We start from the raw sequence: 22,853 nt of genomic DNA on the forward strand, positions 1-22,853 counted from the left end.
CGATGGCCGGTGCAAGGCCGGCAAATCAGAAAGTCAGCAGTGGTATTTGAAAATTAAATAACACCTGTAGCCGCTGCCGCAGGCTGCGCTGGGCCGCGAAGCGGCCCCCAACCTGCGCGCGCGGTCTGCCGGAAGCATCACGTTGCCCGGTTCGCCAGTCCCGCGGCCTGGATCGTAGCCTGCGGCAGCGGCTACAGGAAGATCAGAATGGCTTGGTCGGCAGGTACTTGCCGTCCAGGGTGATCACCGCGCGGGAGCCGCCTTCCGGGTCTTCGACTTTCTTGATGTCGAGCTTGAAGTTGATGGCGCTGATGATGCCGTCGCCGAACTGCTCGTGGACCAGCGCCTTGAGGGTCGAACCGTAGACCTGGAGCATTTCATAGAAGCGGTACACGGTCGGATCGGTGGGGATGCCGCCGGGGATGCTGCCGCGCGACGGAATGCTTTGCAGCAGGCGGCTGGCGTCCTGGTCCAGGTCGAGCTTGCTGCAGACCAGGTCGGCGGCCGCGGCCGGCAAGGCATGCTGGCCGAGCAGGGCGGCGGTGACGAACGCCAGGCTCAGGCCGGTGCCGTCGGTGAGCTGTTGCCACGACAGGTTCTTGCGCGCCTTGGCATCGATGATGGTGTCGGCCAGGGCCAGGCGTGGGGCTTGGGCGAATTGGGATTGCAGCATGTCGAGTTCCTCTTTGGGGATGGTCAAACGGTTGTTGAATCAGTGGTTGAAAAGGAGCGGTTGAAAAAGGCAGCGCTCAAGCCGCGTGTCGCGGTTTGCCGACCAGGGCGCAGGCGTCGGGGTGTTCGGCCAGGGACACGAAGCCCTGGCTCGGGCCGTCCAGCGCGGCAATGTCGCCGCTGGCGATGTCGTAGACCCAGCCGTGCAGGTTCAACCGGCCTTGTTCCAGGGCCAGGGCGACCGCGGGATGCGTCTTCAGGTTAGCCAACTGGGCGATCACGTTTTCGCGCACCAGGGCATCCAGGCGGGCGGCATCCGAAGCGTGGCTGCGGGCGGCATTGACCACCTTGGCCGACTCGGCATGGCGCAGCCAGTTGGCCACGGCCGGCAGGTGGTCCAGGCATTTGCAGGTGGAAATGGCGGTCATGGCGCCGCAGTCCGAATGCCCGCAGATCACGATGTCGCTGACCCCGAGCACGGCCACCGCGTATTCCACGGTGGCCGACACGCCGCCCGGCTCCGGCCCGTAGGAGGGCACGATATTGCCGGCGTTGCGGATCACGAACAGATCGCCCGGCTCCTGCTGGGTCAGCAGTTCCGGCACCACCCGGCTGTCGGAGCAGGTGACGAACAGGGTGCCCGGGTTCTGGGTGGTGGCCAGTTGCTTGAACAGCTCGCTACGTTTCGGGAAGGCTTCGCGCTGGAACTTGAGGAAGCCGTCGATGATGTGCCGCATGGGGTTCTCCTTGCATCGCTGATGGCGCAAGGATGGGAAATTTCGGCTATAGCGTCCAAGACCGGCTTGTTATGCTCTCCATAAGTACTGCCTATAGTTGGCTGCCTTAGTCTGGGGACCCCATGCTGCTACGCCATATCCGTTACCTGCTGGCCGTCGCCGAGCACTGCAACTTCACCCGCGCCGCCGAAGCCTTGCACGTGTCGCAGCCGACGCTGTCGCAACAGATCAAGCAACTGGAGGACAGCCTCGGCGCGCCGCTGTTCGACCGCTCGGGGCGCACCGTGCGCCTGACTGACGCCGGCGAGGCCTATGTGCGTTATGCGCGGCGGGCCTTGCAGGAGCTGGAGGCGGCCAAACGAGCCATGCATGACGTTCAGGATCTGCGGCGCGGCTCGTTGCGCCTGGGCATGACCCCGACTTTCAGCACTTACCTGGCGGGGCCGCTGCTGACCCGTTTCAACCAGGGTTACCCGGGGGTCGCCCTGAGCCTCGAAGAAATGACCCAGGACCAGTTGGAAGCGGCCCTGGCCGAAGACCGCCTGGACCTGGGCATCGCCTTTGCCGGGCAGCACCTGCCGGACATCGACAGCCAGCGGTTGTTCGAGGAGAGCCTGAGCCTGATGGTGAGCCGCGAGCAGCAGCCCGAGCGACCGCGGGAGTTGACGGCGGCCGAGCTGGAGCGGCAGCCGCTGGTGCTGCTCAGCGGTGATTTCGCCACCCGCCAGCATATCGACCGTTATTGCCGCGAGCAGGGCATAACGCCGCGCATCGCCATCGAGGCCAACTCCATCGGCGCGATTGTCGAGATCGTCCGCCGTGGGCAACTGGCGACGATCCTGCCGCTGGCCATCACCCAGGAGCAGCCGGGCCTGCGGTCGGTGCTCCTGCAACCGGCCCTGGCACCCCGCAGCGTGGCGCTGCTGGGGCGCAAGGGCGCCTATCGCAGCGCCGCGTGCCAGGCTTTTCGCGAGCTGCTGATGGCTCAGGGCGTGGGCGCCGCCAGCCACTGATTGACCACACCCTTGTAGAAACCGGTGGCCTTGCTCAGGTGCAGCCACTGGTCGACGTAGCTTTTCCAGGCGACGTCGTCCCGTGGCAACAGGAAGGCTTTTTCACTGTATTGCAGGTACTGCTCGGGGTTCACCGCGCACAGCCCCGGCTTGAGCTTCTGCTGGAAGCGCGCTTCGGAAGCGTCGGTGATCATCACGTCGGCCTTGTTCTCCAACAGTTGCTCGAAGATGGTCACGTTGTCGGCGAACAGGGTCAGGCTGGCCTTGGGCAGGTGGGCCCGGGCGAAGATTTCGTTGGTGCCTCCCGGCGGCTCGATCAGGCGCACCGAAGGCTGGTTGATCTGCTCGACGGTCTGGTAGCGCTGCTTGTCGGCGCAACGCACCAGGGGGATTTTCCCGTCGACGTCCAGGGTGTCGCTGAAGAAGGCTTTCTTCTGCCGTTCCAGGGACACGGAAATACCGCCCACGGCGATGTCGCACGGGGTCGCCAGGAAGTCCGGCATCAGGGTTTTCCAGGTGGTCTTCACCCACTTCACCTCGACCCCCAGGCTTTGCGCCAGGGACTGCGCCATCGAAATATCGATGCCTTCGTAGGCACCGTCCGCGCGCAGGTAGGTGTAGGGCTTGTAGTCGCCGGTGGTGCAGACGTTCAGGTGGCCGCGCTCGATGACCTGATCCAGGTGCGAGGTGCTTGGCGCGGCAAATGCCGGGGCGCTGAGGGTCAGCAGCGAGCAGAGCAGGAGGCGTGCTTTCATGCGGTCGATCCTTGATGACGAGGGAGGGGCCGAGGGCGGCTCATTATTGGCGCCGGACCCGGGCGGGGCAAGGCGCATCGCTTGCCAAGGCGTTGCGGATTGTTTTCGCCGAAAAAGTTTTGGCAAAGGGCCATGCCAACTATTTGTTGGCTTCTTTTTCACGAAACGTTGATGGTCGGCTACCTAAAGTTCGTGCTGTCGTGGACAGTCATTGAATAACAGGCATGTTGACGACGCACTTCTTTCAAGGAACACGCCGATCATCATGCTGAATATCAAGCCCCTGCGTCCCGAATGGGTGACGCTGATTGCCTGCGCCTTTTTATTACTGGGTTGCAACTTTGTGCTCTGGCAGCACCTGTTTAGCATTACCGCCTCGGACACCCCAGGCATCGCCATGCGCGTGGCCTTCGGGGTGATGATCTTCTGCGCCTTCAACCTCATTCTGACCTGGCTGGCGTTTCGCCGGGTACTTAAGCCGGTGCTGGTTCTGTTGTTTATGGTCAGTGCCGGCGTGGCTTATTTCATGGGCCAGTACGGAGTGCTGATAGATGCCGGCATGTTTCGCAACTTCGCCGAAACCAATGCAACGGAAGTGCGTGACTTACTCTCGCTGAAGTTGCTTGTTTATATTCTGTTGCTGGGTGTATTGCCTTCCTGGTTGTTGTGGAAAACCCCGATTAATTATCGACGCTGGCACCGCGAGTTATTCAGCAAGTTGCTGGTTTCCTTTATTTGTGCAGTGGCCATTGGTGGGGTTGCCCTGGCCAACTATCAGGGGCTGGCCTCGCTGTTTCGCAATCACCATGAGTTGCGCCTGATGATAGTGCCGAGCAACTACGTGGGCGCTTCCTTCGGTTATCTGCGTGAGCAAGTGGTCTCGGCGCGTCGGCCCTTCGTCAAGATCGGTGAAGATGCCCAGCGCAATCCGACCTGGCAAAACCACGCGCGCAAGTCGCTGACGGTGCTGGTGGTCGGCGAGAGTGCCCGGGCCGAGAACTTCGGCGTGCTGGGCTACGAGCGTGACACCACGCCGAAACTCAGCCAGGAAAACGGTCTGATCGCCTTTACCGACGTGTCGTCCTGTGGCACCGAGACCGCGGTCTCGGTGCCCTGCATGTTCTCCAACATGGGGCGCAAGAACTACGACGCCAGCAAGGCGAAGAACGAGGAAGGGCTGCTGGACGTGCTCAAGCGTGCCGGGCTCGAAGTGATCTGGCGGGACAACCAGTCCGGCTGCAAGGGCACCTGCGACCGGGTGACCCTCGACGACGTCAGCAACCTCAAGGATCCGGCGCTCTGTGCCAACAGCGAATGCCGCGACGAGATCCTGCTCCAGGGCCTGCAGCATTTCATCGATAACCTGGACAAGGACACCGTGCTGGTCCTGCACCAGATGGGCAGCCACGGGCCGGAATACTTCAAGCGCTACCCCAAGGAATACGAGCGCTTCACCCCGGTGTGCCAGAGCAACGCCCTGAACAATTGCAGCCGCGAGAGCATCGTCAACGGCTACGACAATACCCTGCTGTACACCGACCACGTGCTGGCGACCCTGATCGACCTGCTGCGCAGCAACCAGGACAAGGTCGATACCGCCATGCTCTATCTGTCGGACCACGGCGAGTCCCTGGGCGAATACAACCTGTTCCTGCATGGCACGCCCTACATGCTCGCGCCGTCGCAGCAAAAACACGTGGCGATGCTGGCCTGGTTCTCCGACAGCTATCAGAAGGCGTTCTCGGTGGACACCCATTGCCTGCAACTGAGCCGGGAAAAACCATTGAGCCAGGACAACCTGTTCCATTCGATGCTCGGCTTGCTGGAGGTCGACAGCCAGGTCTACCAGCCCGACCTGGACCTGTTCGCCGGTTGCCGGGGCAGCGTGGTCGATGGCGTGCTGGCGCGGCAATGAAGCCTTGATCGGCGTTCGACCTTTTTTTCACGATCGGAGCGGTAACCTGTTTTTCATCCAAGACCTACAAGAGCCAGCAGATTCATGTCCGCCCACCCTCCATCCCCCCTCGAACTCGAGTTCGCCAGGCGTTATGACCAGGCGCATGCGCGCGTCTGTGGCGACGAACGTCCGCTGGGGCTGGGGCGGCGCCTGTCGCTGTGGCGCGACGAATGGCTGGTCCGCCACGCGCTGAAGGTGGCGGGCGAGCCGGGGCTGATTCTCGACCTGGCCTGTGGTGCGGGGCGCTTCTGGCCGGTGCTGGGCGAACACAGTAATCGAGTGATCCTGGCGGCGGACCCATCCCAGGACATGCTCAACCACGCCCAGACCCACCACCCGGCCAGCCTGCTCAGGCGGGTCAGGACCTTCCCGAGTTCGTCGTTCAGCATCGGCTTGTCGGCCAACGCGGTGGACTGCATCGTCTGCCTGCAACTGTTCCCGCATGTCGCCAGCAGCGAGGCGCGCCTGGCGTTGCTGGAGGAATTCCATCGGGTCAGCCGCGACTCGGTGATCCTCGCGGTGCGCATCGACAGTCGCCTCAAGGCGTTGCAAGAGCGGCTGCTGGACCTCCGGCAACCGGAGCCTGAGCCATGGGGGCAGACCAGCCGGGCGCGGGTCGAGGCCGAGTTCAAGGGCGCGGGGTTCGAAGTGCTCAGCCACCAGGATTTCATTCCCGGCTGCGCCGCCTGGCGGGTTTACGTACTGCGCAAACAGGGTTAGCCGACGGGGGCGGATTGTTCTTGTGGCCGGGTGCCGATTTCGCGCAGGCTCTTGTCGAGTGAATGCTCAGAAATCGCCAAGGGCGATATATACTGCGCGCCATTCTTCAAGGGAGAGCCGTGTGGCCATCGATATTCACTGGATTCGCGACAACGATAGCCTCGGTCAATTCTGCACCGAGTGGCAGAAGCTGCCATTCGTCGCCCTCGACACCGAATTCATGCGGGTCGACACCTTCTATCCGATCGCCGGCCTGTTGCAGGTCGGCGATGGCCAGCGTGCTTACCTCATCGACCCCTTGACCATCGACGATTGGCAGCCGCTGGCGGCCTTGCTGGAGAACAGCGCGGTGGTCAAGGTGGTGCACGCCTGCAGCGAGGACCTCGAAGTCCTGCTGCGCCTGACTGGCAGCCTGCCGGCGCCGTTGTTCGACACGCAACTGGCGGCTGCCTACCTGAACCTGGGTTTCTCCATGGGCTACTCGCGGCTGGTCCAGGAAGTGCTGGGCATCGAGTTGCCCAAGGGCGAGACCCGCTCCGACTGGCTGCAGCGTCCACTGTCGGAAACCCAGGTCAGCTACGCCGCCGAAGACGCCGTGCACCTGGCCGAGGTCTTCACCCAGCTGCGGCCGAAACTGTCCGAGGACAAATACAACTGGGTGCTGGAAGACGGCGCCGAGCTGGTGGCCAACCTGCGCCGCGAAGTCGATCCCTACGAGGTGTATCGCGAGGCCAAGCTGGCCTGGAAACTGTCCCGTGCGCAACTGGCGGTGCTGCGTGAACTTTGCGCCTGGCGCGAGCGCGAGGCCCGGGCGCGGGACCTGCCGCGCAACCGGATCGTGCGCGAGCACTCGCTGTGGCCGTTGGCCAAGAGCCAGCCGGACAGCCTCGGCGCCCTGGCGAAAATCGAAGACATGCACCCGCGCACCGTGCGCCAGGACGGCGAGTTCCTGCTGGGCCTGATCAAGCGTGCCGCCAGTGTCGGCCCCGACCAGTGGCCGCCGGCCGTCCCCGAGCCGTTGCCGATGGAAGCCTCGCCCCTGCTCAAGCGCCTGCGCGCCGTGGGCCAGGCCGAAGCCGAGCGCCTGGGCATCGCCCCGGAACTGATGCTGCGCAAGAAAACCCTGGAAAGCCTGCTCAAGAGCGGCTTCCCCAACGGACCCTACCAATTGCCCGATTCGCTGCGTGGCTGGCGCCGCGAATTGATGGGCCAGGCGCTGCTCGACAGCCTGGCCACTGCCGGAGAACAGCCATGAAACGTATCTGCTCGATCTACAAAAGCCCGCGCAAGAACGAGATGTACCTCTACGTGCTCAAGAGCGATGCCCTGGAGCGCGTGCCGGAAAACCTGCTGCTGGCGTTCGGCAAGCCGCAGCACGCCTTCGACCTGGTGCTGACCCCGGAGCGCAAGCTGTCGCGCGAGGACATTCACCAGGTGCTGGAGAACCTCGACAAGCAGGGTTACCACCTGCAGATGCCACCGGCCGAGGACGAGTACATCGAGCACTTGCCCGAAGAGCTGCTGCGCCGTAATGATCCGGTCTGACGGACACCTGTAGATGCCCTGTCCGGGGCATCGTTGAAAATGGAACTGACTCTATCTGGCGGCTGCCGCGATCGATGGAGCGATACTCCGTTGGCGGCTGCCTGCACCGTTTTGTAAGGTTTGAACCATGCGCGTTCTGATTGCCGAACACGATCACGCTATTTATGCCCGTTTGTTGCGTCAGCTGGCACCTGACCTGGAAGTGCTCACCAGCGGCGATTCCGCCGAACTGTCGAAGCTGGCCGCGGACTGCCCGGTCTGGCTCGGCCAGCCGGACCTGCTGGCCACCCTGTTGCGCCAGGGCCACCAGCCACAGTGGCTGCAATCGACCTGGGCCGGCATCACGCCGCTGCTCGCCGACGGCTTGCCGCGTCATTACCGGCTGACCCGCGCCGTGGGGATCTTCGGCCAGGTCATGGCCGAATACGTGCTCACCTACATGCTCGGCCACGAGCGCGAAGTCCTCGCGCGCCTGGTCAGCCAGGTCGAGCGCAAGTGGGATAACCGCACGGGCCAGAGCCTGGCGGGGCGCAAGGTGCTGATCGTCGGCGCGGGCGACATCGGCCAGAGCGTGGCGCAGTTCCTGCTGCCATTCGGCGTCGAGTTGTATGGCATCGCCAGCGAAGCCCGGGAGCAGGCGCCGTTTATCGAAGTCGCGGCCTTGGCGGACCTGGGACGTTTGGTCGGTGAGGTGGATTATGTGGTCAACCTGCTGCCCAACACCCCGCACACCCATGACCTGTACGACGCGGCGCTGTTCAAGCGCTTCAAGCCGACGGGCCTGTTCATTAACGTCGGTCGCGGTGTCGCGGTAGTCGATGCGGATCTGGTGGAAGCCTTGAAGGAAGGGCATCTGGCGGGGGCGGTGATCGACGTCTGCCGTCAGGAGCCGTTGCCGCAGCGCCATCCGTTCTGGACCGCCTGGGGCCTGCTGCTGACCGGCCACAGCTCGGCGCCGACCTCGCCGACCCTGATGGCGCAGCTGTTCATCGACAACCTGCGGGCCTATCAGGCCAACACGGCGTTGCGTGGCGAAGTGGATTTCGCACGAGGGTACTGAGGGCGATCACAAACTCTGTAGTCGCTGCCGCAGGCTGCGATCGCCCACCACGTGGGCGCAGGATCTGAAGATTGCTGAAGTCCTTCGGACTTATCGCAGCCTGCGGCAGCGGCTACAGGGGCGACAGCGGCTTACAGGCTGAAGTCGCCTTCGGCCACGGTTTCGCTCAGCGGGCGACGCGGGCTCGGCTCTTCGCGGGCTTGCAGGTATTCGGCGAGGCTCGCCTTGTCACCCAGCTTGCCAACGGCCACGGCGGCATGCAGGGCATAACCTTCTGGAATCTTCAGCTCCTTGCGGGTCAGCTCCTGATCGAACCCGGCCATGCCGTGGGTGTGCCAGCCGCTGATGCTGGCTTGCAGCGCCAGGTGGCCCCAGGCCGAACCGGTGTCGAAGGTGTGCCACAGGGCCGGGGTTTCTTCGCTGGCGCCGGGGGCGGTGAAGGTGGTTTTCGAGATCACGATCACCAGGGCCGAGGCATGCTGCGCCCAGCCACGGTTGAACTCGTTGAGCAGGCCGAGGAAACGTTCCCAGTTCGGCGTGTCGCGGCGCGCATACAGGAAGCGCCACGGCTGCGAGTTGTAGGCCGACGGCGCCCAGCGCGCGGCTTCGAAGAAACTCAGCAGGGTTTCCTCGGGGATGGTTTCGCCGGTGAAGGCGCGCGGCGACCAGCGATTGGTGAACTGCGGGTGGATGGCGTACTCGGCAACGCGGGGATTGGCGCTCATGACAGAGATTCCTGGCTACGTTTGAGAATGAAATGTGGATAAACCGGCGAGCGCAGTTGAACTGAGCAATGGGGTTTTTTCCTGGCCCTGGGCGGTTCACCGGTGCGACGCGGTCGAGCGTTAATGGCACGCGGACATAGGGCCTTGCGACAGGCAAAGCTACTGCGCCGCATGCGGCCTGACAAGTAGTGCCTTACCGACAGTCGCCAGCGCTTGGCCCGCGGGGCCTTGGGCACTAGACTGGCGGCCTTTTCCCTGTCCGATATCGATTACCTGAGCCATGGCCGCCAAAGTTGAACCCTTCTGGATCCGCAAAACCCTCGAACAACTCGACCAGGAGGAGTGGGAGTCGTTGTGCGATGGTTGTGGCCTGTGCTGCCTGCAGAAGCTCGAGGATGAAGAAGACAACAGCGTCTACTACACCCGCATCGCCTGCAAACTGCTGGACCTGAAGACCTGCCAGTGCAGCGACTACGCCAACCGCCGCGCCTCGGTGCCGGACTGTATCCAGCTCACCCCGGGCAAGGCCGATGAGTTCAAATGGCTGCCGCCGACCTGCGGTTATCGCCTGGTCAGCGAAGGCAAGGACCTGCCGCTCTGGCACCACCTGGTGTGCGGTGACCGCGACGCAGTGCACCACGAGCGTATTTCCCAATCCGGACGCATGCTCGCCGAAGGCAGCGTGGCCGAAGAGGACTGGGAAGACCATCTGATTTTCCGCGCCGGCTGAAGGTACGCCGCGCTCGCGTTCAAGGTTGTTTCACGAAGGAGTGTGTATGGCTGTGGGGGCAAGGCTGGCGCTGGCCGGCTGGCTGCTGGTGCTCAGTGCGCCGGGGTGGGCGGCGAAAAAAGTCGATCTGGATTACCACGTGCGCCTGTTGCCGCAGAGCGACCAGGCCGAGGTGCGCCTGACCCTGGCGGACGGTGCAGCGGTACGCAGCCTGGATTTCAACCTGGGCAAGCACGGCGGTTATAGCGACTTCGAGGCCGACGGCCAATGGCGGTCCGACGCGGCCAAGCCTTCCGCGCTGCAGCGCGGTGTGTGGCGCCCGGCCAGCGGCAAAGCCAGCCTGAGCTACCGGGTACGGATCAGCCACAGCCTGAAAAAAGACAGTTTCGACAGCCGCATGACCCCGCATTGGGCCTTGTTGCGTGGCGATACGCTGGTGCCGGCGGCGAAGCTCGACCAGCAGGACGGCATTGAGCTGGTGTCGCGCCTGGAGTTCGAGTTGCCCGCGGGCTGGAAAAGCGTGGAAACCGCCTGGCCACGGATCGGCAAGCACCGCTTCCGTATCGATAACCCCGCGCGCCTGTTCGACCGCCCCACCGGCTGGATGCTGGCCGGCGCCCTGGGCAGTCGCCGCACCCGGCTGGGGGAGACCGAAGTCACGGTGGCCTCGCCGCAAGGGCAGGGCATGCGGCGCATGGATGTGCTGACCCTGCTGACCTTCGTCTGGCCGCAGATCCAGGCGACCTTTCCCCGCCATCCCAACAAGTTGCTGATCGTCGGCGCGGCCGATCCGATGTGGCGTGGCAGCCTGGCCGGGCACGATTCGCTGTTCTTGCACAGCCGCCTGCCGCTGGTCAGCGAGAGCGGTACCAGCCCGCTGCTGCGCGAGGTGATCCAGGCTTTTGCCCGGATCAACGACAGCGGGCGTAGCGACTGGATCGGCGAGGGGCTGGCGGAGTACTACGCCATCGAATTGATGCGCCGCGCCGGTGGCATGAGCGACGAGCGTTATCAGGCCCTGGAGGCTCGGCTGGCCAAGAGCGGCCACGGCGTCAGCAGCGTGCGCGGCGAGCAGGTGGACGCGCCGGTGGTGGCCAGGGCCGTGCTGCTGTTGCAGGAGCTGGATCGGGAGATCCGCCTGAAGACCCGCAACAAGCGTTCGCTGGACGACGTGACTCGGGCGGTGATGGGCTTGGAAAACGTCAGTACCGACGAGTTTGTGAAGCTCAGTGAAAACGTGCTGGACGGGCCGTCGAAGGTGCTCGACAGCGATTTGTTGCGCTAGTGGAATCGACCGCTTTGCGGTCATCGCGAGCCAGCTCGCTCCTACAGGGGAGCAACGACCTCGAGATTCCACAAACCTGTAGGAGCAGCCGGTCGACGCTCGATTGCTCGCGATAGCGTCCTATCATTCAACGCCAGTTTCACGTCCGACTATCAGACCCCGGCCTTGGGCGATTTCAGCGAATCGTTGCCGGTCGTGGCGCGGGGCGCCGCCTCGGCATTGGCCTTGAGGGTTTTCAGCTCCGCGCCGGCGCGCTCGATCTTCGCCCGTACGTTCTGCATGTCCTGGCGGCTTTTCTCCAGCAGGCTTTTCGCCGAGCTGTGGCCGCTGATGCCGCGGGCCAGGGCGACCCCGCCGATGGCCACCTGGATCAGGCCGAACACGCCGCCACGGCGCAGGCCCTTGCCGACCATGACCACGCCGCCGGCCAGCGAGCCGATGCGCTCCCAGCCCTGTACGTTCTGCTCCGGCGGGCTCTGGAAAGGGGTGGTTGCGATGGGTTCCAGTTGTTTGCTGTCGCTCATGATCTGTCTCCAGGAGGGATGGATATAAAGCTGACTGCGCTGGCGCGTCGCTTGTTCCATCGAGTGTGCCGCGAACTTGAAGCAGTACTCAGAACTTGGGACCGGAGCGGGTGTTGTTGCCCTTGGCCAGGCGGTCGTAGAGCACCACGTTGACGGTGGCGGCGAGGTTCATGCAACCGGTGGTCGGGATGTAGACCACGTCTTCGCACCAGTCGCGGATGTCCTTGTCCAGGGAGCCGTCTTCCGGGCCGAAGATGTACAGCGCGCGATCCGGGTGGGTGTATTCCGGCAGCGAGCGGGCGCCTTCCACCAGTTCCACCGCCACCGGCACGCAGCCCAGGGGCAGGATCTTCTTCAGGTCGTCGATGCCGATCAGCGGGATGTCCTGGTGGACTTTCTTGGTGTCGGTGACGAAGTCGCGGGCCCGTTCATAGCGCTTGCCGGTGTAGAACACCGACGCGACGCCGTAGCAGCCGGCGGCGCGCATCACCGAACCGACGTTCTCCGGTGACTTGGGGTTATACAAACCAATGCAGCTGTACCTTTTGTTTGCCACGAGCGGGGTGCCTTCGAGAAAAATCGCGATTATACGGGGATTGGATGAGGGGCGTGAGGCTCGTGGATAGCGGCGTCCCGGCTGACGCCATCGCGAGCAGGCTCGCTCCTACAAAGGTACGCAAGACCTGTAGGAGCAGCCGGTCGATGCTCGATTGCTCGCGAAACGAAGGACCGGACAAAACGCTCGTCGAGGAAGTTACTCGTCGTCTTTCTTCATCAACCCCGCCAGCGCGGCGAAGGGGTTGTGGGTGGCCTTGGCGACTTTCGGCGTACTCAGGGAGCCTTCGCCGAAGTACTGCTGGTCGGTGTAGCGCGAGTGTTCGTTGTCGTGGCAGTACAGGCACAGCAGTTCCCAGTTGGAACCGTCCTGCGGGTTGTTGTCGTGGTTGTGGTCGCGGTGGTGCACGGTCAGCTCGCTCAGGCGCTTGCCGGAGAACTCGCGGGCGCAGCGTCCACAGACGTGCGGGTACATCTTCAGGGCCTTGTCGCGGTAGCCCATCTCGCGGTCACGCTGGGCGTCGGCGAGGATGCGGTCGAGCTTGGACGTGTTGGTCGAACTCATGGGTTCACCTTTATGCAAAGACTAATGACGGTAATGCACCAAGTTTAGCTCAGGCCTTGAGCTTCTCGGCAATCCAGATGGTGTGGCGGGTGCCCTTGTTGCCGTGGGCGAAGACCTGAACTTCCTCGGCCTTGAAGCCGGCCTTGCGCAGTTTGTCGGAATACTGCTTGTCGGCGCTGGCCGACCATACGGCCAGCACGCCCTTGGGCCGCAGGGCCCGGGCGCAGGCCGCCAGCCCGGCGGCGCAGTACAACCAGCTGTTGGCCTTCTGGGTCAGGCCTTCGGGGCCGTTGTCGACGTCGAGCATGATCGCATCGAAACCCTGGGGTTCGGCCTGCAACACCTTGGCCACGTCTTCCATGCGGATCACCGTGCGCGGGTCGAGCAACGGCCGGCCGGATTTCTCTCCCAGCGGCCCGCGGTTCCATTCCACCACTCCCGGCACCAGCTCAGCGACCACCACTTCGGCGCCCTTGCCCAGGTGCTTGAGGGCCGAGGCAAGGGTGAAGCCCATGCCCAGGCCGCCGATCAGCACCCGCGAATTCGGTCGCCCGGCGACCTTGCGGCAGGGGATCTCCGCCAGGGCGTCTTCGGAGCCGTGCATGCGGGTGTTCATCAATTGCCCGCCGTCGCCGCCCTGGATCTTGATGACAAAATCCTCGCCGTATTCGAACAGGCACAAGGCACCGCCATTTTCGGGAATCGGGGTGGTGTCCAGCAGAGCGAAACGTTTCATGAGGGTCTCAATGAGGAAGGCAAACCGGTCCGGTTGGGAGTAGCCTGAGGGCTGACAATAGCGATGGAGCCATTGATGAAGCGCACTATTCTAACGGTCATTGCCCGCGCAGCGCTCTTGCTAAGTGCGGCGCTGGCGATGAGCGCCGTGCACGCCGAGGAACTGCAGGCGGTGCCCGTGACTCCGGTTCCCGCCGCCGGCTCGCCCGGCACCGCGACCCCGACCCCTTATCCCCAGGTCACGCCCCCCAGCACCCCCAAGGCCACGGCCCATGGCGGCGCGCCCTTGCTGCCACCGATCGACATGCCCAAGCCGCCGAAGGATCAGGCCTTGCCAGGGTTGGAGCAGAACGCGACGAAAACCAAGACGCCGGGTGGCTAGACCTGTTGCGACAGCAACTGCCCGTCGGCCATGCGCAGGCGCTTGGACAGTGATACGGCGAGGGCGCGGATGATCTTGGCGGCGATCTTCGGCGCGTCGTTGAGCATTTTCTCCAGCGAGTCCTTGCCCAGGTTGAGCAGACGGCAATCGCTGGCGGCCACGCAGGTGGCCGAACGCCGCTCGCCATCGAGCACCGCCATCTCGCCAAAGGCGCGGCCGCTGCGCAGGGTGGCGATGGTCACGCGCACGCCTTCGCTGTTGGTCTTCTGCACCGCCACCTGGCCGGAATGGATGATGCACATGAAGCTGCCGGCATCGCCTTCGCGGAAGATTTCCTGGCCCTGGGCGATGCTGCTGATGCTGAAGTAGCCGGCGGCGGCGTTGAAGTCGGCCGGCAAGAGCTGATCGAACAGTCCGCAGTCCATCAGCCAGTCGCGGATTTCATTGTTCAACAAAGTGGGTTCTGGCATGTCGTCACGGTCTTTTTCTTGGGTCTGTTGCGGTCCCGGGCAGGTGCAGATGGCTTGGGGCCGGTGCTCCTGTGTTAAGACAGGAGCGCCGGCCGGAGTTCCTCAGGCAATGCCCAGAATCTTGAAAACAAATGCATATTCGAGCGCTACGTCACGCAATCCCTGGTAACGCCCGCTCATGCCGCCGTGGCCGGCGCCCAGCTCGGTCTTGAGCAGCAGCAGGTTGTCGTCGGTCTTGGTGGCGCGCAGCCGGGCCACCCATTTGGCCGCTTCCCAGTACTGCACGCGGCTGTCGTTGTAGCCGGCGATCACCAGGGTCGCCGGATAGGCCTTGGCCTCGACATTTTCGTAGGGCGCGTAGGCCTTGATCCGCGCATAGACCTCCGGCTCCTCCGGATTGCCCCATTCGTCGTACTCGGTGACGGTCAGCGGCAGCTCGGGGTCGAGCATGGTGTTGAGCACATCGACGAACGGCACCTCGGCGATCGCCGCCTTGAACAGCTCCGGGCGCTGGTTGAGCACCGCACCGATCAACAGGCCGCCGGCGCTGCCGCCGCTGATGGCCAATTGTTCGGAAGTGGTCAGGCCCTGGGCGATCAGGTGTTCGGCGCAGGCGATGAAGTCGCTGAAGGTGTTCTGCTTGTGTTCCTGCTTGCCGGCGCGGTACCAGGCTTCGCCCAATTCGCCGCCGCCACGCACGTGGGCGATGGCGAAGGCCACGCCGCGCTCCAGCAGGCTCAGGCGCGCATGGGAGAACCACGGGTCGAGGCTTTCGCCGTAGGCGCCGTAGCCGTACAGGTACAGCGGTGCCGGCCGGCCCAGGGCTGCGCGCTTGATCACCAGGCTGATCGGCACCTGGGTGCCGTCGGCGGCGGTCGCCCACAGGCGCTGGCTGACATAGGCATCCGGGTCGAAGACGCCCAGCACCGGGGTTTCCTTGAGCACTTTCTGTTCGCCGCTGGCCAGTTCCAGCTGGCGGATCTGCGCCGGGCGGTTCAGCGCTTCGTAGCGCAGGCGGATGCGCTGGCTGACGAACTCCAGGCTGTTCTGCACATGCAGGCTGTAGGCCGCGTCCGGCAGTTGCACGCGATAGGCCGGCAGGCCCTCGGGGTGCACCTCGATGATCGGCAGGCCGCCTTCGCGCAGGCTCAGGGTCATGGCCGAGCTGTTCAGGCTCAGGCCTTCGAGCATCACGCTGTCGCGGTGGGGGATCAGGTTCTGCCAGTCGGCCTGGCCCGGCACGGTGCCCAGGTCCGGCGCCTGGTAGAGGGCGAAGTTGATGCCGTCGCGGTTGCTGCGGATAAACCAGGTCCACTGGCCGTCGAGCAGGCCATGGTCGACGTCGTACTCATGGTGCTCGACCCGAGGCGCCAGGCAGGTGAAGGCCTGCTGCGGCTGCGCCGCGTCGAGTACCCAGACCTCGCTGGTGGTCTTGCTGCCCAGGGACAGCAGCAGCTGTTTCTCCGAGCTTGAGCGGTAGCAATGGAGGAAGAAACGCCCGTCCGGCTCATGGAACACCTCTTCGGCGGCGGTGCCGTCCAGGCGATAGCGCAACAGTTTGTGCGGGCGGTGGGTGTCGTCCAGCTCGCCGAAGAACAGGGTCAGGCTGTCGTTGGCCCAGGTCATGCTGCCGTCGCAATCGGTGAACTCCAGCTCACTGACCTTGCCGTTGGACAGCTCCTTGACGAACAGGGTGTAGACCTCTTCGCCGCTGGTATCGAGGCTGTAGGCCAGGCGCTGGTGGTCGGGGCTGATGCTGAAGGCGCCAAGGGAGAAGAAGCCGCCGTTGGCCAGTTCGTTCGGGTCCAGCAGCAGCTGCTCCTGGCTTTCGTCGACGTTCAGGCTGTCGTCGGCCGGACGCGGGCAGCGGTAGTGCCGGGCGTATTCGTCGCCGGCGGTGGTGCGGGTGTAATACAGGTACGGGCCCCAGGGCGAGGGCAGGGACAGGTCGGTCTCCAGAATCCGTCCCTTGATTTCCTGGAACAGGGTTTCGCGCAGCTCGGCCTGGTCGGCGAGGGCGGCTTCCTGGTAGCTGTTTTCGGCCTTCAGGTAATCGAACACGGCATCGGTGTCGCGCTCCTGGAGCCAGGCGTACGGGTCCGGGCCTTCGGCCTTGCGGGCGATCGGGGCGCTGGTGACGGGGGCGGATACGGGCATGAAGGGCTCTCGGGGCGGTGACAATTAAGGACGCGGCAGACGGCGGTGCAGCCTGGCATGCGAAAAGCCGTTATCATAAGCGCCTCTTTGCCTGCCTTGCCATGGACACCATGACCGAGAACGACTATCTGATCGCTTGGGGGCTTTACGCCTTCGCCGCCTTGGGCTGCCTGCTGGTGTGGATGCGCCTGACCCGCTGGATGTGGCGCTGGCTGCGCGAGCCGCTGCGGATACTGGTGGCGGTGCTGCTGTTCAGCCCGACGGTGGTCGACCCGGCCAAGGAGATGTTCGCCCCGGCCGTGGCCATCACGGCCCTGGACATGCTGTTCAAGGTCGGCAACAACGCCTGGCGCGCGGTCTCCGACCTGTTCATGTACGGCGTCATCGCCTTCGGCATCTACCTGGTGTTCGTCCTGATCCGCTGGCCAATCGAGCGCGCTTCCAAGGACCGCAAGGAACAGGCCGAGGCCGCCAAGGCCGCGGCCCGCGCCGAAGAGCCGGACGACCAGCCTTTCGGTGGCGCCGGCGACGATCGCTACGGTCGCCCGCCAGTGCCCGGCAACCCTCAGCGTTCGCGGATCGAGCCGCGTCTGTAACACGCATTGAAGCGAGAGTCCGAGCATGTGTGAGTTATTGGGCATGAGCGCCAATGTACCGACCGATATCGTGTTCAGCTTTACCGGGCTGATGCAGCGCGGCGGGCGCACCGGCCCGCATCGCGATGGCTGGGGCATCGCGTTCTACGAGGGCCGTGGCCTGCGCCTGTTCCAGGACCCGGCGGCGAGCAGCGAGTCGGAAGTGGCCAACCTGGTGCAGCGCTACCCGATCAAGAGCGAAGTGGTGATCGGCCACATTCGCCAGGCCAACGTCGGCAAGGTCTGCCTGTCCAACACCCATCCTTTCGTGCGTGAACTGTGGGGGCGCAACTGGTGCTTCGCCCACAACGGCCAGTTGGCGGATTTCCAGCCGGCCATCAGCTTCTACCGTCCGGTGGGCGATACCGACAGCGAAGCGGCCTTCTGCGATCTGCTCAACCGGGTGCGCGAAGCCTTTCCCGAGCCGGTGGAAGTCGAGGAACTGCTGCCGTCGCTGGTGGCCGCCTGCGCCGAATACCGCGGCAAGGGCGTGTTCAACTGCCTGCTCAGCGACGGCGACTGGCTGTTCTGCTACTGCTCGACCAAGCTGGCGCAGATCACCCGCCGCGCGCCTTTTGGCCCGGCCCGCCTGAAGGACGTCGACGTGATCGTCGACTTCCAGGCGGAGACCACGCCCAACGACGTGGTGACGGTGATCGCCACCGAACCCCTGACCGAAAACGAAACCTGGACTCGCTACGAGCCGGGCCAATGGAGCCTGTGGCGGCGCGGTGAATGCTTGCTGCACGGCCAGACCGAATAAGGACATCCCCTATGTTGCTCAGTTATCTGCGGCTGGTGTTGTTTGCGGCCGGCCTGTTGGTCGGCGTCCAGGTGCCGGGGTTCATCAGCGATTACGCCAAGCGCGTCGAGGCTCACCTGATCGAGGCCCAGGCCGGCCTTCAAGGGTTCCAGGGCACCGCCAACCAGTTCTTCAAGGGCGATCTGCAGGCGCTGGTCGCCCATTATCGGGCCAGCGACGATCCGGTGTTCCGCAGCGACGCCGACAGCCTGGGCAATCTGCTCGTTCGCCAGCGCGCGCTGGACAAGCAGTTCCAGGCCATGCAGGGCCCGTGGTACATCCGCCTGTTGCAAGTGGTGCTGGCCGCCGACCCGGAGATCCGCAAGGAAACCTGGAACGGCTACAGCTACCAGATCCTGCTGACCCCGCAAGCGATGCTCTGGGCCATGAGCGGCGCCTTGCTGCTGTCGTTCGGCCTGGAATGCCTGTATCGCCTGATCGACTGGGTGGTGCTCGGCGGCAAGCGCCTGCGCCAGAGCCGGCCGATCGAAGAGCGTGATTTCAAGGGGCGCTAATTCCGGCTTCGGATTCCCGGCCGCTCCGGCTGATTGGCCGTCAATGGCCCCACAACGTCCTCAACTGGTTTGCACTCAAGCCTGCGCAACCTCATGTATCTCACGCCATCTCCCTGGCGGACGGGGCTGAACGTGTGCTTGTCAAAAGCTCGCGAAGGCGTACTTCAGATAGACGCTAAACCGCTCAACGATCCGCCAGAACATCTTTTCGTCTGCCGCCTCACAAGGCTCCCCTGACATTCTTTTGTGTTGGGGGGGCACGCGGGGGCGCAAGTCATTGCGCGTGTTCAGAGCTCGACTCACTCAGCGTGAAGCATACAAACGCTTGTATGGCGTTATTTCATAGAAAGCCATTCATAAGGAAATTTCCTACAAGGCAGTAGGAAAATGCCTGCATTTTTCATTTTTTTTTGGGGCTAATACTCGTCAAACGACTGTTTAAGTCGTGGGCGATAGATGCAAACACAAACATAGGGAGTGGTGGAGGACTTCTACTGTTGCAATGATTTTATTGGTGTTTTTAAAGTCTCTATAAAAATAAAATAATAAAGGTGCTGGACGATGGGTATAAGGCGCAAAGATGGAATCCTGTCTGTAATGGTTGTATGCGTCATCTCGTTTTCAATGACGGTTGTTGCGCAGCCGGGTATCGCTGTTCGACCGGAAATTACGTTGGCTGATATTGCTAGGGTGAAGGAAAAATACCCTCGAGTTGTGTTGTTTGGCGATAGTGAGTTGGATACGGGGAATATAACTAAAAAATTTAATCTTGGGGTTTTGGGGAGGAATTTTGAACAAAAGTTGCCAATGGGGGCTCCCTTTACCTCTGGCACTGGGAACGTGGCTCAACAATTATTTGAAAAGGATTTTTATCGCGCTAATCCAATGGATTGGGGGGATAAGTTTAGTCCGCTTGGTTATGATGTGGAGTTTCGTGTTTATAGCGGCGATAAATCAAATATTGCGGTGAAGGATAAGAAATTTGTTGATATGGCTCAGGGAGGGGGCAAGCTTGTTAGTGATTTCCCTGGGGAGGATAGAAAGCTGTTGCGTGGTATAGCCTTGCAAGTGGTCAGTGCGGTTAAGGATAAACTTCCGTCGTGGCTGGCGTGGGTGTTTCAAGAGGAAGTAATTGCTGATTTAACTATAGATAGGATGGTTGAAAGAAATATCACCTTGATAAATAAAATTGTTGATCAACCTGAGGCCTTTAAAAAGGCCGGCGGTGTTTTTGGTGAGCACGACTTAGCCATGATCATGGCTGGCGGGAATGATGTAATCGAGCAAGGCTACAGCGGCGCCAGAAGTTTTGAGAAGGCAAGCAAGGATTTGTCCGAGGGGCGAAAAAAACTATTGGAGGATATAGCCGCTCAAGGTGCGAAGCACATCTTTTTTGGCAATATACCTGATCTTCGAGTGACTCCTGAATACTTGGATTGGAAGCCTGGACAGACTAATACGCTCCACTTGGGGGTCGCTCTGTCGGAGGAAGACGCTCATCGTAATATGTCCAGATTGATGTTTGATGCGAATGAGCAGGCGATGGTGGCGGCCTTGGGGGCGGCCTTGAAGAATCCCGGTATTAATATAACGATTTTTGATGCGTTTAAATTGCTTTCACATATTTCAAACAATAGTGCCGAGTATGGAATTAATTCGGATAAGAAAGCCTATGGTTTGGGTGGGTATTTGACTGAGGATGGGCTGCACCCGAGTGAAGAGACAAGTAAGATAATAGCTGATAGTTACAGGAACTACTTGCGGGATCCTAATGAAGTTATCAGTGCTCATGCGCAAGGTAGAGGCTATGATGCTTATCTTGATTCTTTCGTTGATATAACCAGTGTTGAGGAGAACGGGGTAGTTATTCATCAGATTAATAATGGGGTTTTGGATCTTAGTTTGAGGGGGCAGGCTGAGGCGCTTTCCAAGACTGTCAAGTTAAATGGAGGTATTTTGTATTTTGATGGGGAGGCCGAGAATTTCAATGATCGTCCTCGTACTAGTCAGTTGGATGTTGATCTTCTTGTTAGTAAAGAAGTTGGTGGTGGAATTGAAGTTGATGGGGAAGCGTCAGAACTGATCTACACAGGCAGTGCTTCTAACGGGCCACTTTTAAAAAGTGGCTCTGGCAAGTTGGTGCTCGCTGCAGATAATGACTTGTCCTTGGTGTATGTTGTTGGTGGTGCTTTGCAGGTGGGTAATGGCGGTGATCAAGGCTGGCTTCAGGGGAATGTAGACAATTATAGCACTTTGATTTTCAATCGCTCGGATAATAAGGTATTTAGTGGCGCCATCAATGGAACTGGAGATTTGATCAAAAATGGTTTTGGCTTGCTGAATCTGACTGGCAATGGAGATATAAGCGGTAAAACCTGGATCAATCAGGGGCAGTTGGCCGTGAATGCCGCGTTTAACAACACCGATGTCTCTGTCGCGCCGGGAGCCCGTCTTTCCGGTGTTGGAAGTGTGCGTTCCGTCGATCTGCAACCAGGCGCGGCTATTGCCCCAGGTAATTCTATCGGCCTCTTCACGGTGCAAGACGATATCAAGTTCGCGAAAGGGTCAATTTACGAAGTTGAAGTGGATGCCGCGAGTCAGAGTGACGAGATCAGGGCTGGAGGGACCGCAAACATTGAGGGCGGAGAGGTTCAGGTTAACGCCGCAGACGGCAATTATGCGGATAAGAGCCTATACACAATTCTCAGTGCTGCCAAACAGGTGAATGGGCAGTTTGAGCAGGTGAGCACCAACCTGGCTTTTCTGGAGCCCACCCTGATCTACCATCCAGCAGCCGTGAGCCTGCAACTGATACGTAACAGCATTAAGTTGAGTAGCTTTTGTCAGGGCCAAAACCAGATGGCCGCCTGCGCACCACTGGACTCGGTGGCCTCGCAGCCAACAACGTCGCCTGTTGAGTCTGCTGCTCCAGCCCCGGTCGAGGCGGTAGAGCCTGTGTCCGCGCCAGCGGTAGCGCAGCCAACAACCTCGCTTGTTGAGTCTGCTGCTCCAGCCCCGGTCGAGGCGGTAGAGCTTGTGTCCGCGCCAGCGGTAGCGCAGCCAACAACCTCGCCTGTTGAGTCTGCTGCTCCAGCCCCGGTCGAGGCGGTAGAGCTTGTGTCCGCGCCAGCGGTAGCGCAGCCAACAACCTCGCCTGTTGAGTCTGCTGCTCCAGCCCCGGTCGAGGCGGTAGCGCCTGTGTCCGCGCCAGCGGTAGCGCAGACTACTCCTCCTGTGACGACTGTTCAGACTTCTGCGCCGACAGCGGCCGTCTCAAGTAGCCCTCAGCAGCGGGTGCCAAAGGAAATCGCCCTGATTGAGGGGATGAGTTCCGCAGAGGTTCTTCAGTTGACTGCAACATTGCCTGCCGACATTCACCCCAGCATTCAAACTGTCCTACTGCAGGAATCATCGTTTGTGCAATCTGCGGTCACCAAGCGGATGTTCGATTCATCGGTCAATCTGTTGGGCCAGGGCGCTTGGGGTTATGCGTTCGGTTCGGAAGGTAAGCAGCAAGGTACTGACAATATTGCCAGCATGAGTCGCCGTACCAACGGATTCGTGCTCGGCAATGATGTGCTCATCGAGGACAAGGATCTGATTTTGGGGGTTGTCGGCGGTTACCAGCAAAGCAATCTGTCGCAAGGTCTTGGCAGTGCCGATGTCAAGACCTTCCATTTAGGGGCCTATGGCAACAAGCGTTATGACGCTTTGTCAGTGAGGCTGGGAGCCAATCTGGCCTGGCATGAGATCGAGAGTCGGCGCAAGGTCTACTACAAGGGGCATTACTCCGCACTCAAGGCTGATTATCATGGGCGTTCGGCTCAGGTTTTTTCTGAGCTGGCCTATGGCTTGAACCTTGGAGAGGTTGTTCTTGAACCCTACGCTGGTGTGTCTTACACCCGTTTGGACGTATCTGGTTTCTCCGAGAAAAAAGAGCTGTTCGCGGTCAAGGGGAAGCAGGAAAGCAAGGATCTTTCTGCTGGCACACTGGGCGTTCGTCTGAATCACTCGAAGCTTTACAGCCAAGATATCAAGGTTGATTTTCAGGGCGGTGCAGGCTTGAAGCACATATTCTCCGGTTTGTCGTCGAACACTGATATGCAATATCGCTCGATAGACGGTGAATTTGGTAGTGCCGGCCTTCCTCTGAAAAGAGACACCCTGCAGTTGAACGCGAAGGTGGTGGCGCAGCACAAGAGCGGTTTAGCGGTCGGTCTGGACTATACGGCGGAGCGTGCTAGCGGAATGCGCGACCAAGTGGTGTCCGCCTTCGCTTCATGGCAGTTCTGAGTTCCGAGCCTCAAGTCTCAA

The 22,853-nt window shown here is 61.7% G+C and carries 23 protein-coding genes; 13 read left to right on the forward strand and 10 right to left on the reverse strand.

Annotated elements, in window-relative coordinates; translation table 11 throughout:
• Positions 1–202: 202 nt before the first annotated feature.
• Complete coding sequence (gene cynS, locus IF690_RS08135; protein WP_009042607.1) at positions 203–673, reverse strand: cyanase; 471 nt, start codon at positions 671–673, stop codon at positions 203–205.
• 76 nt (positions 674–749) lie between these two features.
• Positions 750–1,409, reverse strand: a complete 660-nt coding sequence (locus tag IF690_RS08140; protein ID WP_202699680.1) for a carbonic anhydrase — start codon at positions 1,407–1,409, stop codon at positions 750–752.
• 122 nt (positions 1,410–1,531) lie between these two features.
• On the opposite strand from IF690_RS08140, the gene cynR reads away from it, so the two are divergent.
• Entirely contained in the window at positions 1,532–2,422 is an 891-nt protein-coding gene (gene cynR, locus IF690_RS08145; RefSeq protein WP_202699681.1) for a transcriptional regulator CynR, read from the forward strand.
• On the opposite strand, the gene IF690_RS08150 is transcribed toward cynR, so the two are convergent.
• Positions 2,395–3,177, reverse strand: coding sequence for a transporter substrate-binding domain-containing protein (locus IF690_RS08150; RefSeq protein ID WP_202699682.1), 783 nt, complete (start codon positions 3,175–3,177; stop codon positions 2,395–2,397). The two genes, cynR and IF690_RS08150, sit on opposite strands and share 28 nt — an antisense overlap.
• Positions 3,178–3,442: 265 nt before the next feature.
• On the opposite strand from IF690_RS08150, the gene IF690_RS08155 reads away from it, so the two are divergent.
• The 5 genes from IF690_RS08155 to IF690_RS08175 all read left to right on the forward strand — a co-directional run bounded on the left by IF690_RS08155 (position 3,443) and on the right by IF690_RS08175 (position 8,459).
• On the forward strand, positions 3,443–5,092 hold the full coding sequence (locus IF690_RS08155; RefSeq protein WP_202699683.1) for a phosphoethanolamine transferase: 1,650 nt from the start codon (positions 3,443–3,445) through the stop codon (positions 5,090–5,092).
• An 84-nt stretch (positions 5,093–5,176) separates the two neighbouring features.
• A complete protein-coding gene (locus IF690_RS08160) occupies positions 5,177–5,854 on the forward strand; it encodes a class I SAM-dependent methyltransferase (RefSeq protein ID WP_202699684.1) in 678 nt (225 codons plus the stop codon).
• 121 nt (positions 5,855–5,975) lie between these two features.
• Complete coding sequence (gene rnd, locus IF690_RS08165) at positions 5,976–7,109, forward strand: ribonuclease D (RefSeq protein WP_202699685.1); 1,134 nt, start codon at positions 5,976–5,978, stop codon at positions 7,107–7,109.
• Positions 7,106–7,399, forward strand: coding sequence for a YcgL domain-containing protein (locus IF690_RS08170; protein ID WP_053277841.1), 294 nt, complete (start codon positions 7,106–7,108; stop codon positions 7,397–7,399). The genes rnd and IF690_RS08170 overlap by 4 nt, the downstream gene beginning before the upstream one ends.
• Positions 7,400–7,526: 127 nt before the next feature.
• On the forward strand, positions 7,527–8,459 hold the full coding sequence (locus tag IF690_RS08175; RefSeq protein ID WP_202699686.1) for a D-2-hydroxyacid dehydrogenase: 933 nt from the start codon (positions 7,527–7,529) through the stop codon (positions 8,457–8,459).
• Between the two features lie 131 nt (positions 8,460–8,590).
• On the opposite strand, the gene IF690_RS08180 is transcribed toward IF690_RS08175, so the two are convergent.
• Positions 8,591–9,184, reverse strand: coding sequence for a nitroreductase family protein (locus tag IF690_RS08180; RefSeq protein ID WP_023968185.1), 594 nt, complete (start codon positions 9,182–9,184; stop codon positions 8,591–8,593).
• A 280-nt stretch (positions 9,185–9,464) separates the two neighbouring features.
• On the opposite strand from IF690_RS08180, the gene IF690_RS08185 reads away from it, so the two are divergent.
• Positions 9,465–9,914: a YcgN family cysteine cluster protein gene (locus tag IF690_RS08185; RefSeq protein ID WP_007926912.1), complete on the forward strand. Its 450-nt coding sequence runs from the start codon at positions 9,465–9,467 to the stop codon at positions 9,912–9,914.
• A 46-nt stretch (positions 9,915–9,960) separates the two neighbouring features.
• Complete coding sequence (locus IF690_RS08190) at positions 9,961–11,199, forward strand: hypothetical protein (protein WP_202699687.1); 1,239 nt, start codon at positions 9,961–9,963, stop codon at positions 11,197–11,199.
• A 152-nt stretch (positions 11,200–11,351) separates the two neighbouring features.
• On the opposite strand, the gene IF690_RS08195 is transcribed toward IF690_RS08190, so the two are convergent.
• The 4 genes from IF690_RS08195 to IF690_RS08210 all read right to left on the reverse strand — a co-directional run bounded on the left by IF690_RS08195 (position 11,352) and on the right by IF690_RS08210 (position 13,579).
• Entirely contained in the window at positions 11,352–11,723 is a 372-nt protein-coding gene (locus IF690_RS08195; protein WP_202699688.1) for a YgaP family membrane protein, read from the reverse strand.
• 88 nt (positions 11,724–11,811) lie between these two features.
• Entirely contained in the window at positions 11,812–12,279 is a 468-nt protein-coding gene (locus IF690_RS08200; RefSeq protein WP_007926908.1) for an RNA methyltransferase, read from the reverse strand.
• Between the two features lie 198 nt (positions 12,280–12,477).
• Positions 12,478–12,843 (reverse strand): YajD family HNH nuclease, encoded by a 366-nt coding sequence (locus tag IF690_RS08205; RefSeq protein WP_007926907.1) that lies wholly within the window; start codon positions 12,841–12,843, stop codon positions 12,478–12,480.
• 49 nt (positions 12,844–12,892) lie between these two features.
• Positions 12,893–13,579: a spermine/spermidine synthase domain-containing protein gene (locus IF690_RS08210; RefSeq protein WP_202699689.1), complete on the reverse strand. Its 687-nt coding sequence runs from the start codon at positions 13,577–13,579 to the stop codon at positions 12,893–12,895.
• A gap of 75 nt (positions 13,580–13,654) precedes the next feature.
• On the opposite strand from IF690_RS08210, the gene IF690_RS08215 reads away from it, so the two are divergent.
• Positions 13,655–13,960, forward strand: coding sequence for a hypothetical protein (locus IF690_RS08215; protein WP_202699690.1), 306 nt, complete (start codon positions 13,655–13,657; stop codon positions 13,958–13,960).
• Here the strand turns inward: IF690_RS08215 and IF690_RS08220 are convergent.
• On the reverse strand, positions 13,957–14,430 hold the full coding sequence (locus IF690_RS08220; RefSeq protein ID WP_103331395.1) for a cyclic nucleotide-binding domain-containing protein: 474 nt from the start codon (positions 14,428–14,430) through the stop codon (positions 13,957–13,959). The genes IF690_RS08215 and IF690_RS08220 overlap by 4 nt on opposite strands.
• Positions 14,431–14,532: 102 nt before the next feature.
• Entirely contained in the window at positions 14,533–16,587 is a 2,055-nt protein-coding gene (locus IF690_RS08225; protein WP_202699691.1) for a S9 family peptidase, read from the reverse strand.
• 101 nt (positions 16,588–16,688) lie between these two features.
• Here IF690_RS08225 and IF690_RS08230 point away from each other — a divergent pair, with 101 nt between their 5' ends.
• From IF690_RS08230 to IF690_RS08245, 4 genes are all read left to right on the forward strand, one after another.
• On the forward strand, positions 16,689–17,183 hold the full coding sequence (locus tag IF690_RS08230) for an MFS transporter (RefSeq protein WP_202699692.1): 495 nt from the start codon (positions 16,689–16,691) through the stop codon (positions 17,181–17,183).
• A gap of 25 nt (positions 17,184–17,208) precedes the next feature.
• Positions 17,209–17,985 carry a class II glutamine amidotransferase gene (locus tag IF690_RS08235; protein ID WP_202699693.1) on the forward strand — a complete coding sequence of 259 codons (777 nt, stop codon included), beginning with the start codon at positions 17,209–17,211 and terminating at the stop codon, positions 17,983–17,985.
• Between the two features lie 11 nt (positions 17,986–17,996).
• Positions 17,997–18,539: a DUF2937 family protein gene (locus IF690_RS08240; protein ID WP_202699694.1), complete on the forward strand. Its 543-nt coding sequence runs from the start codon at positions 17,997–17,999 to the stop codon at positions 18,537–18,539.
• 561 nt (positions 18,540–19,100) lie between these two features.
• Positions 19,101–22,832 (forward strand): autotransporter domain-containing protein, encoded by a 3,732-nt coding sequence (locus IF690_RS08245; RefSeq protein ID WP_202699695.1) that lies wholly within the window; start codon positions 19,101–19,103, stop codon positions 22,830–22,832.
• Positions 22,833–22,853: the final 21 nt, after the last annotated feature.

This window comes from Pseudomonas sp. SK3(2021) (assembly GCF_016772375.1).
Taxonomy (GTDB): Bacteria; Pseudomonadota; Gammaproteobacteria; order Pseudomonadales; family Pseudomonadaceae; genus Aquipseudomonas; species Aquipseudomonas chlororaphis_I.

Coding starts and splice junctions, on each gene's coding strand:
- IF690_RS08180 (WP_023968185.1), bottom strand. CDS start 9,184: ATGAGCGCCAATCCCCGCGTTGCCGAGTACGCCATCCACCCGCAGTTC.
- IF690_RS08150 (WP_202699682.1), bottom strand. CDS start 3,177: ATGAAAGCACGCCTCCTGCTCTGCTCGCTGCTGACCCTCAGCGCCCCG.
- IF690_RS08215 (WP_202699690.1), top strand. CDS start 13,655: ATGAAGCGCACTATTCTAACGGTCATTGCCCGCGCAGCGCTCTTGCTA.
- IF690_RS08175 (WP_202699686.1), top strand. CDS start 7,527: ATGCGCGTTCTGATTGCCGAACACGATCACGCTATTTATGCCCGTTTG.
- cynR (WP_202699681.1), top strand. CDS start 1,532: ATGCTGCTACGCCATATCCGTTACCTGCTGGCCGTCGCCGAGCACTGC.
- IF690_RS08205 (WP_007926907.1), bottom strand. CDS start 12,843: ATGAGTTCGACCAACACGTCCAAGCTCGACCGCATCCTCGCCGACGCC.
- IF690_RS08230 (WP_202699692.1), top strand. CDS start 16,689: ATGGACACCATGACCGAGAACGACTATCTGATCGCTTGGGGGCTTTAC.
- IF690_RS08190 (WP_202699687.1), top strand. CDS start 9,961: ATGGCTGTGGGGGCAAGGCTGGCGCTGGCCGGCTGGCTGCTGGTGCTC.
- cynS (WP_009042607.1), bottom strand. CDS start 673: ATGCTGCAATCCCAATTCGCCCAAGCCCCACGCCTGGCCCTGGCCGAC.
- IF690_RS08240 (WP_202699694.1), top strand. CDS start 17,997: ATGTTGCTCAGTTATCTGCGGCTGGTGTTGTTTGCGGCCGGCCTGTTG.
- IF690_RS08195 (WP_202699688.1), bottom strand. CDS start 11,723: ATGAGCGACAGCAAACAACTGGAACCCATCGCAACCACCCCTTTCCAG.
- IF690_RS08140 (WP_202699680.1), bottom strand. CDS start 1,409: ATGCGGCACATCATCGACGGCTTCCTCAAGTTCCAGCGCGAAGCCTTC.
- IF690_RS08170 (WP_053277841.1), top strand. CDS start 7,106: ATGAAACGTATCTGCTCGATCTACAAAAGCCCGCGCAAGAACGAGATG.
- IF690_RS08160 (WP_202699684.1), top strand. CDS start 5,177: ATGTCCGCCCACCCTCCATCCCCCCTCGAACTCGAGTTCGCCAGGCGT.
- IF690_RS08210 (WP_202699689.1), bottom strand. CDS start 13,579: ATGAAACGTTTCGCTCTGCTGGACACCACCCCGATTCCCGAAAATGGC.
- IF690_RS08185 (WP_007926912.1), top strand. CDS start 9,465: ATGGCCGCCAAAGTTGAACCCTTCTGGATCCGCAAAACCCTCGAACAA.
- IF690_RS08225 (WP_202699691.1), bottom strand. CDS start 16,587: ATGCCCGTATCCGCCCCCGTCACCAGCGCCCCGATCGCCCGCAAGGCC.
- IF690_RS08155 (WP_202699683.1), top strand. CDS start 3,443: ATGCTGAATATCAAGCCCCTGCGTCCCGAATGGGTGACGCTGATTGCC.
- IF690_RS08220 (WP_103331395.1), bottom strand. CDS start 14,430: ATGCCAGAACCCACTTTGTTGAACAATGAAATCCGCGACTGGCTGATG.
- IF690_RS08245 (WP_202699695.1), top strand. CDS start 19,101: ATGGGTATAAGGCGCAAAGATGGAATCCTGTCTGTAATGGTTGTATGC.
- IF690_RS08235 (WP_202699693.1), top strand. CDS start 17,209: ATGTGTGAGTTATTGGGCATGAGCGCCAATGTACCGACCGATATCGTG.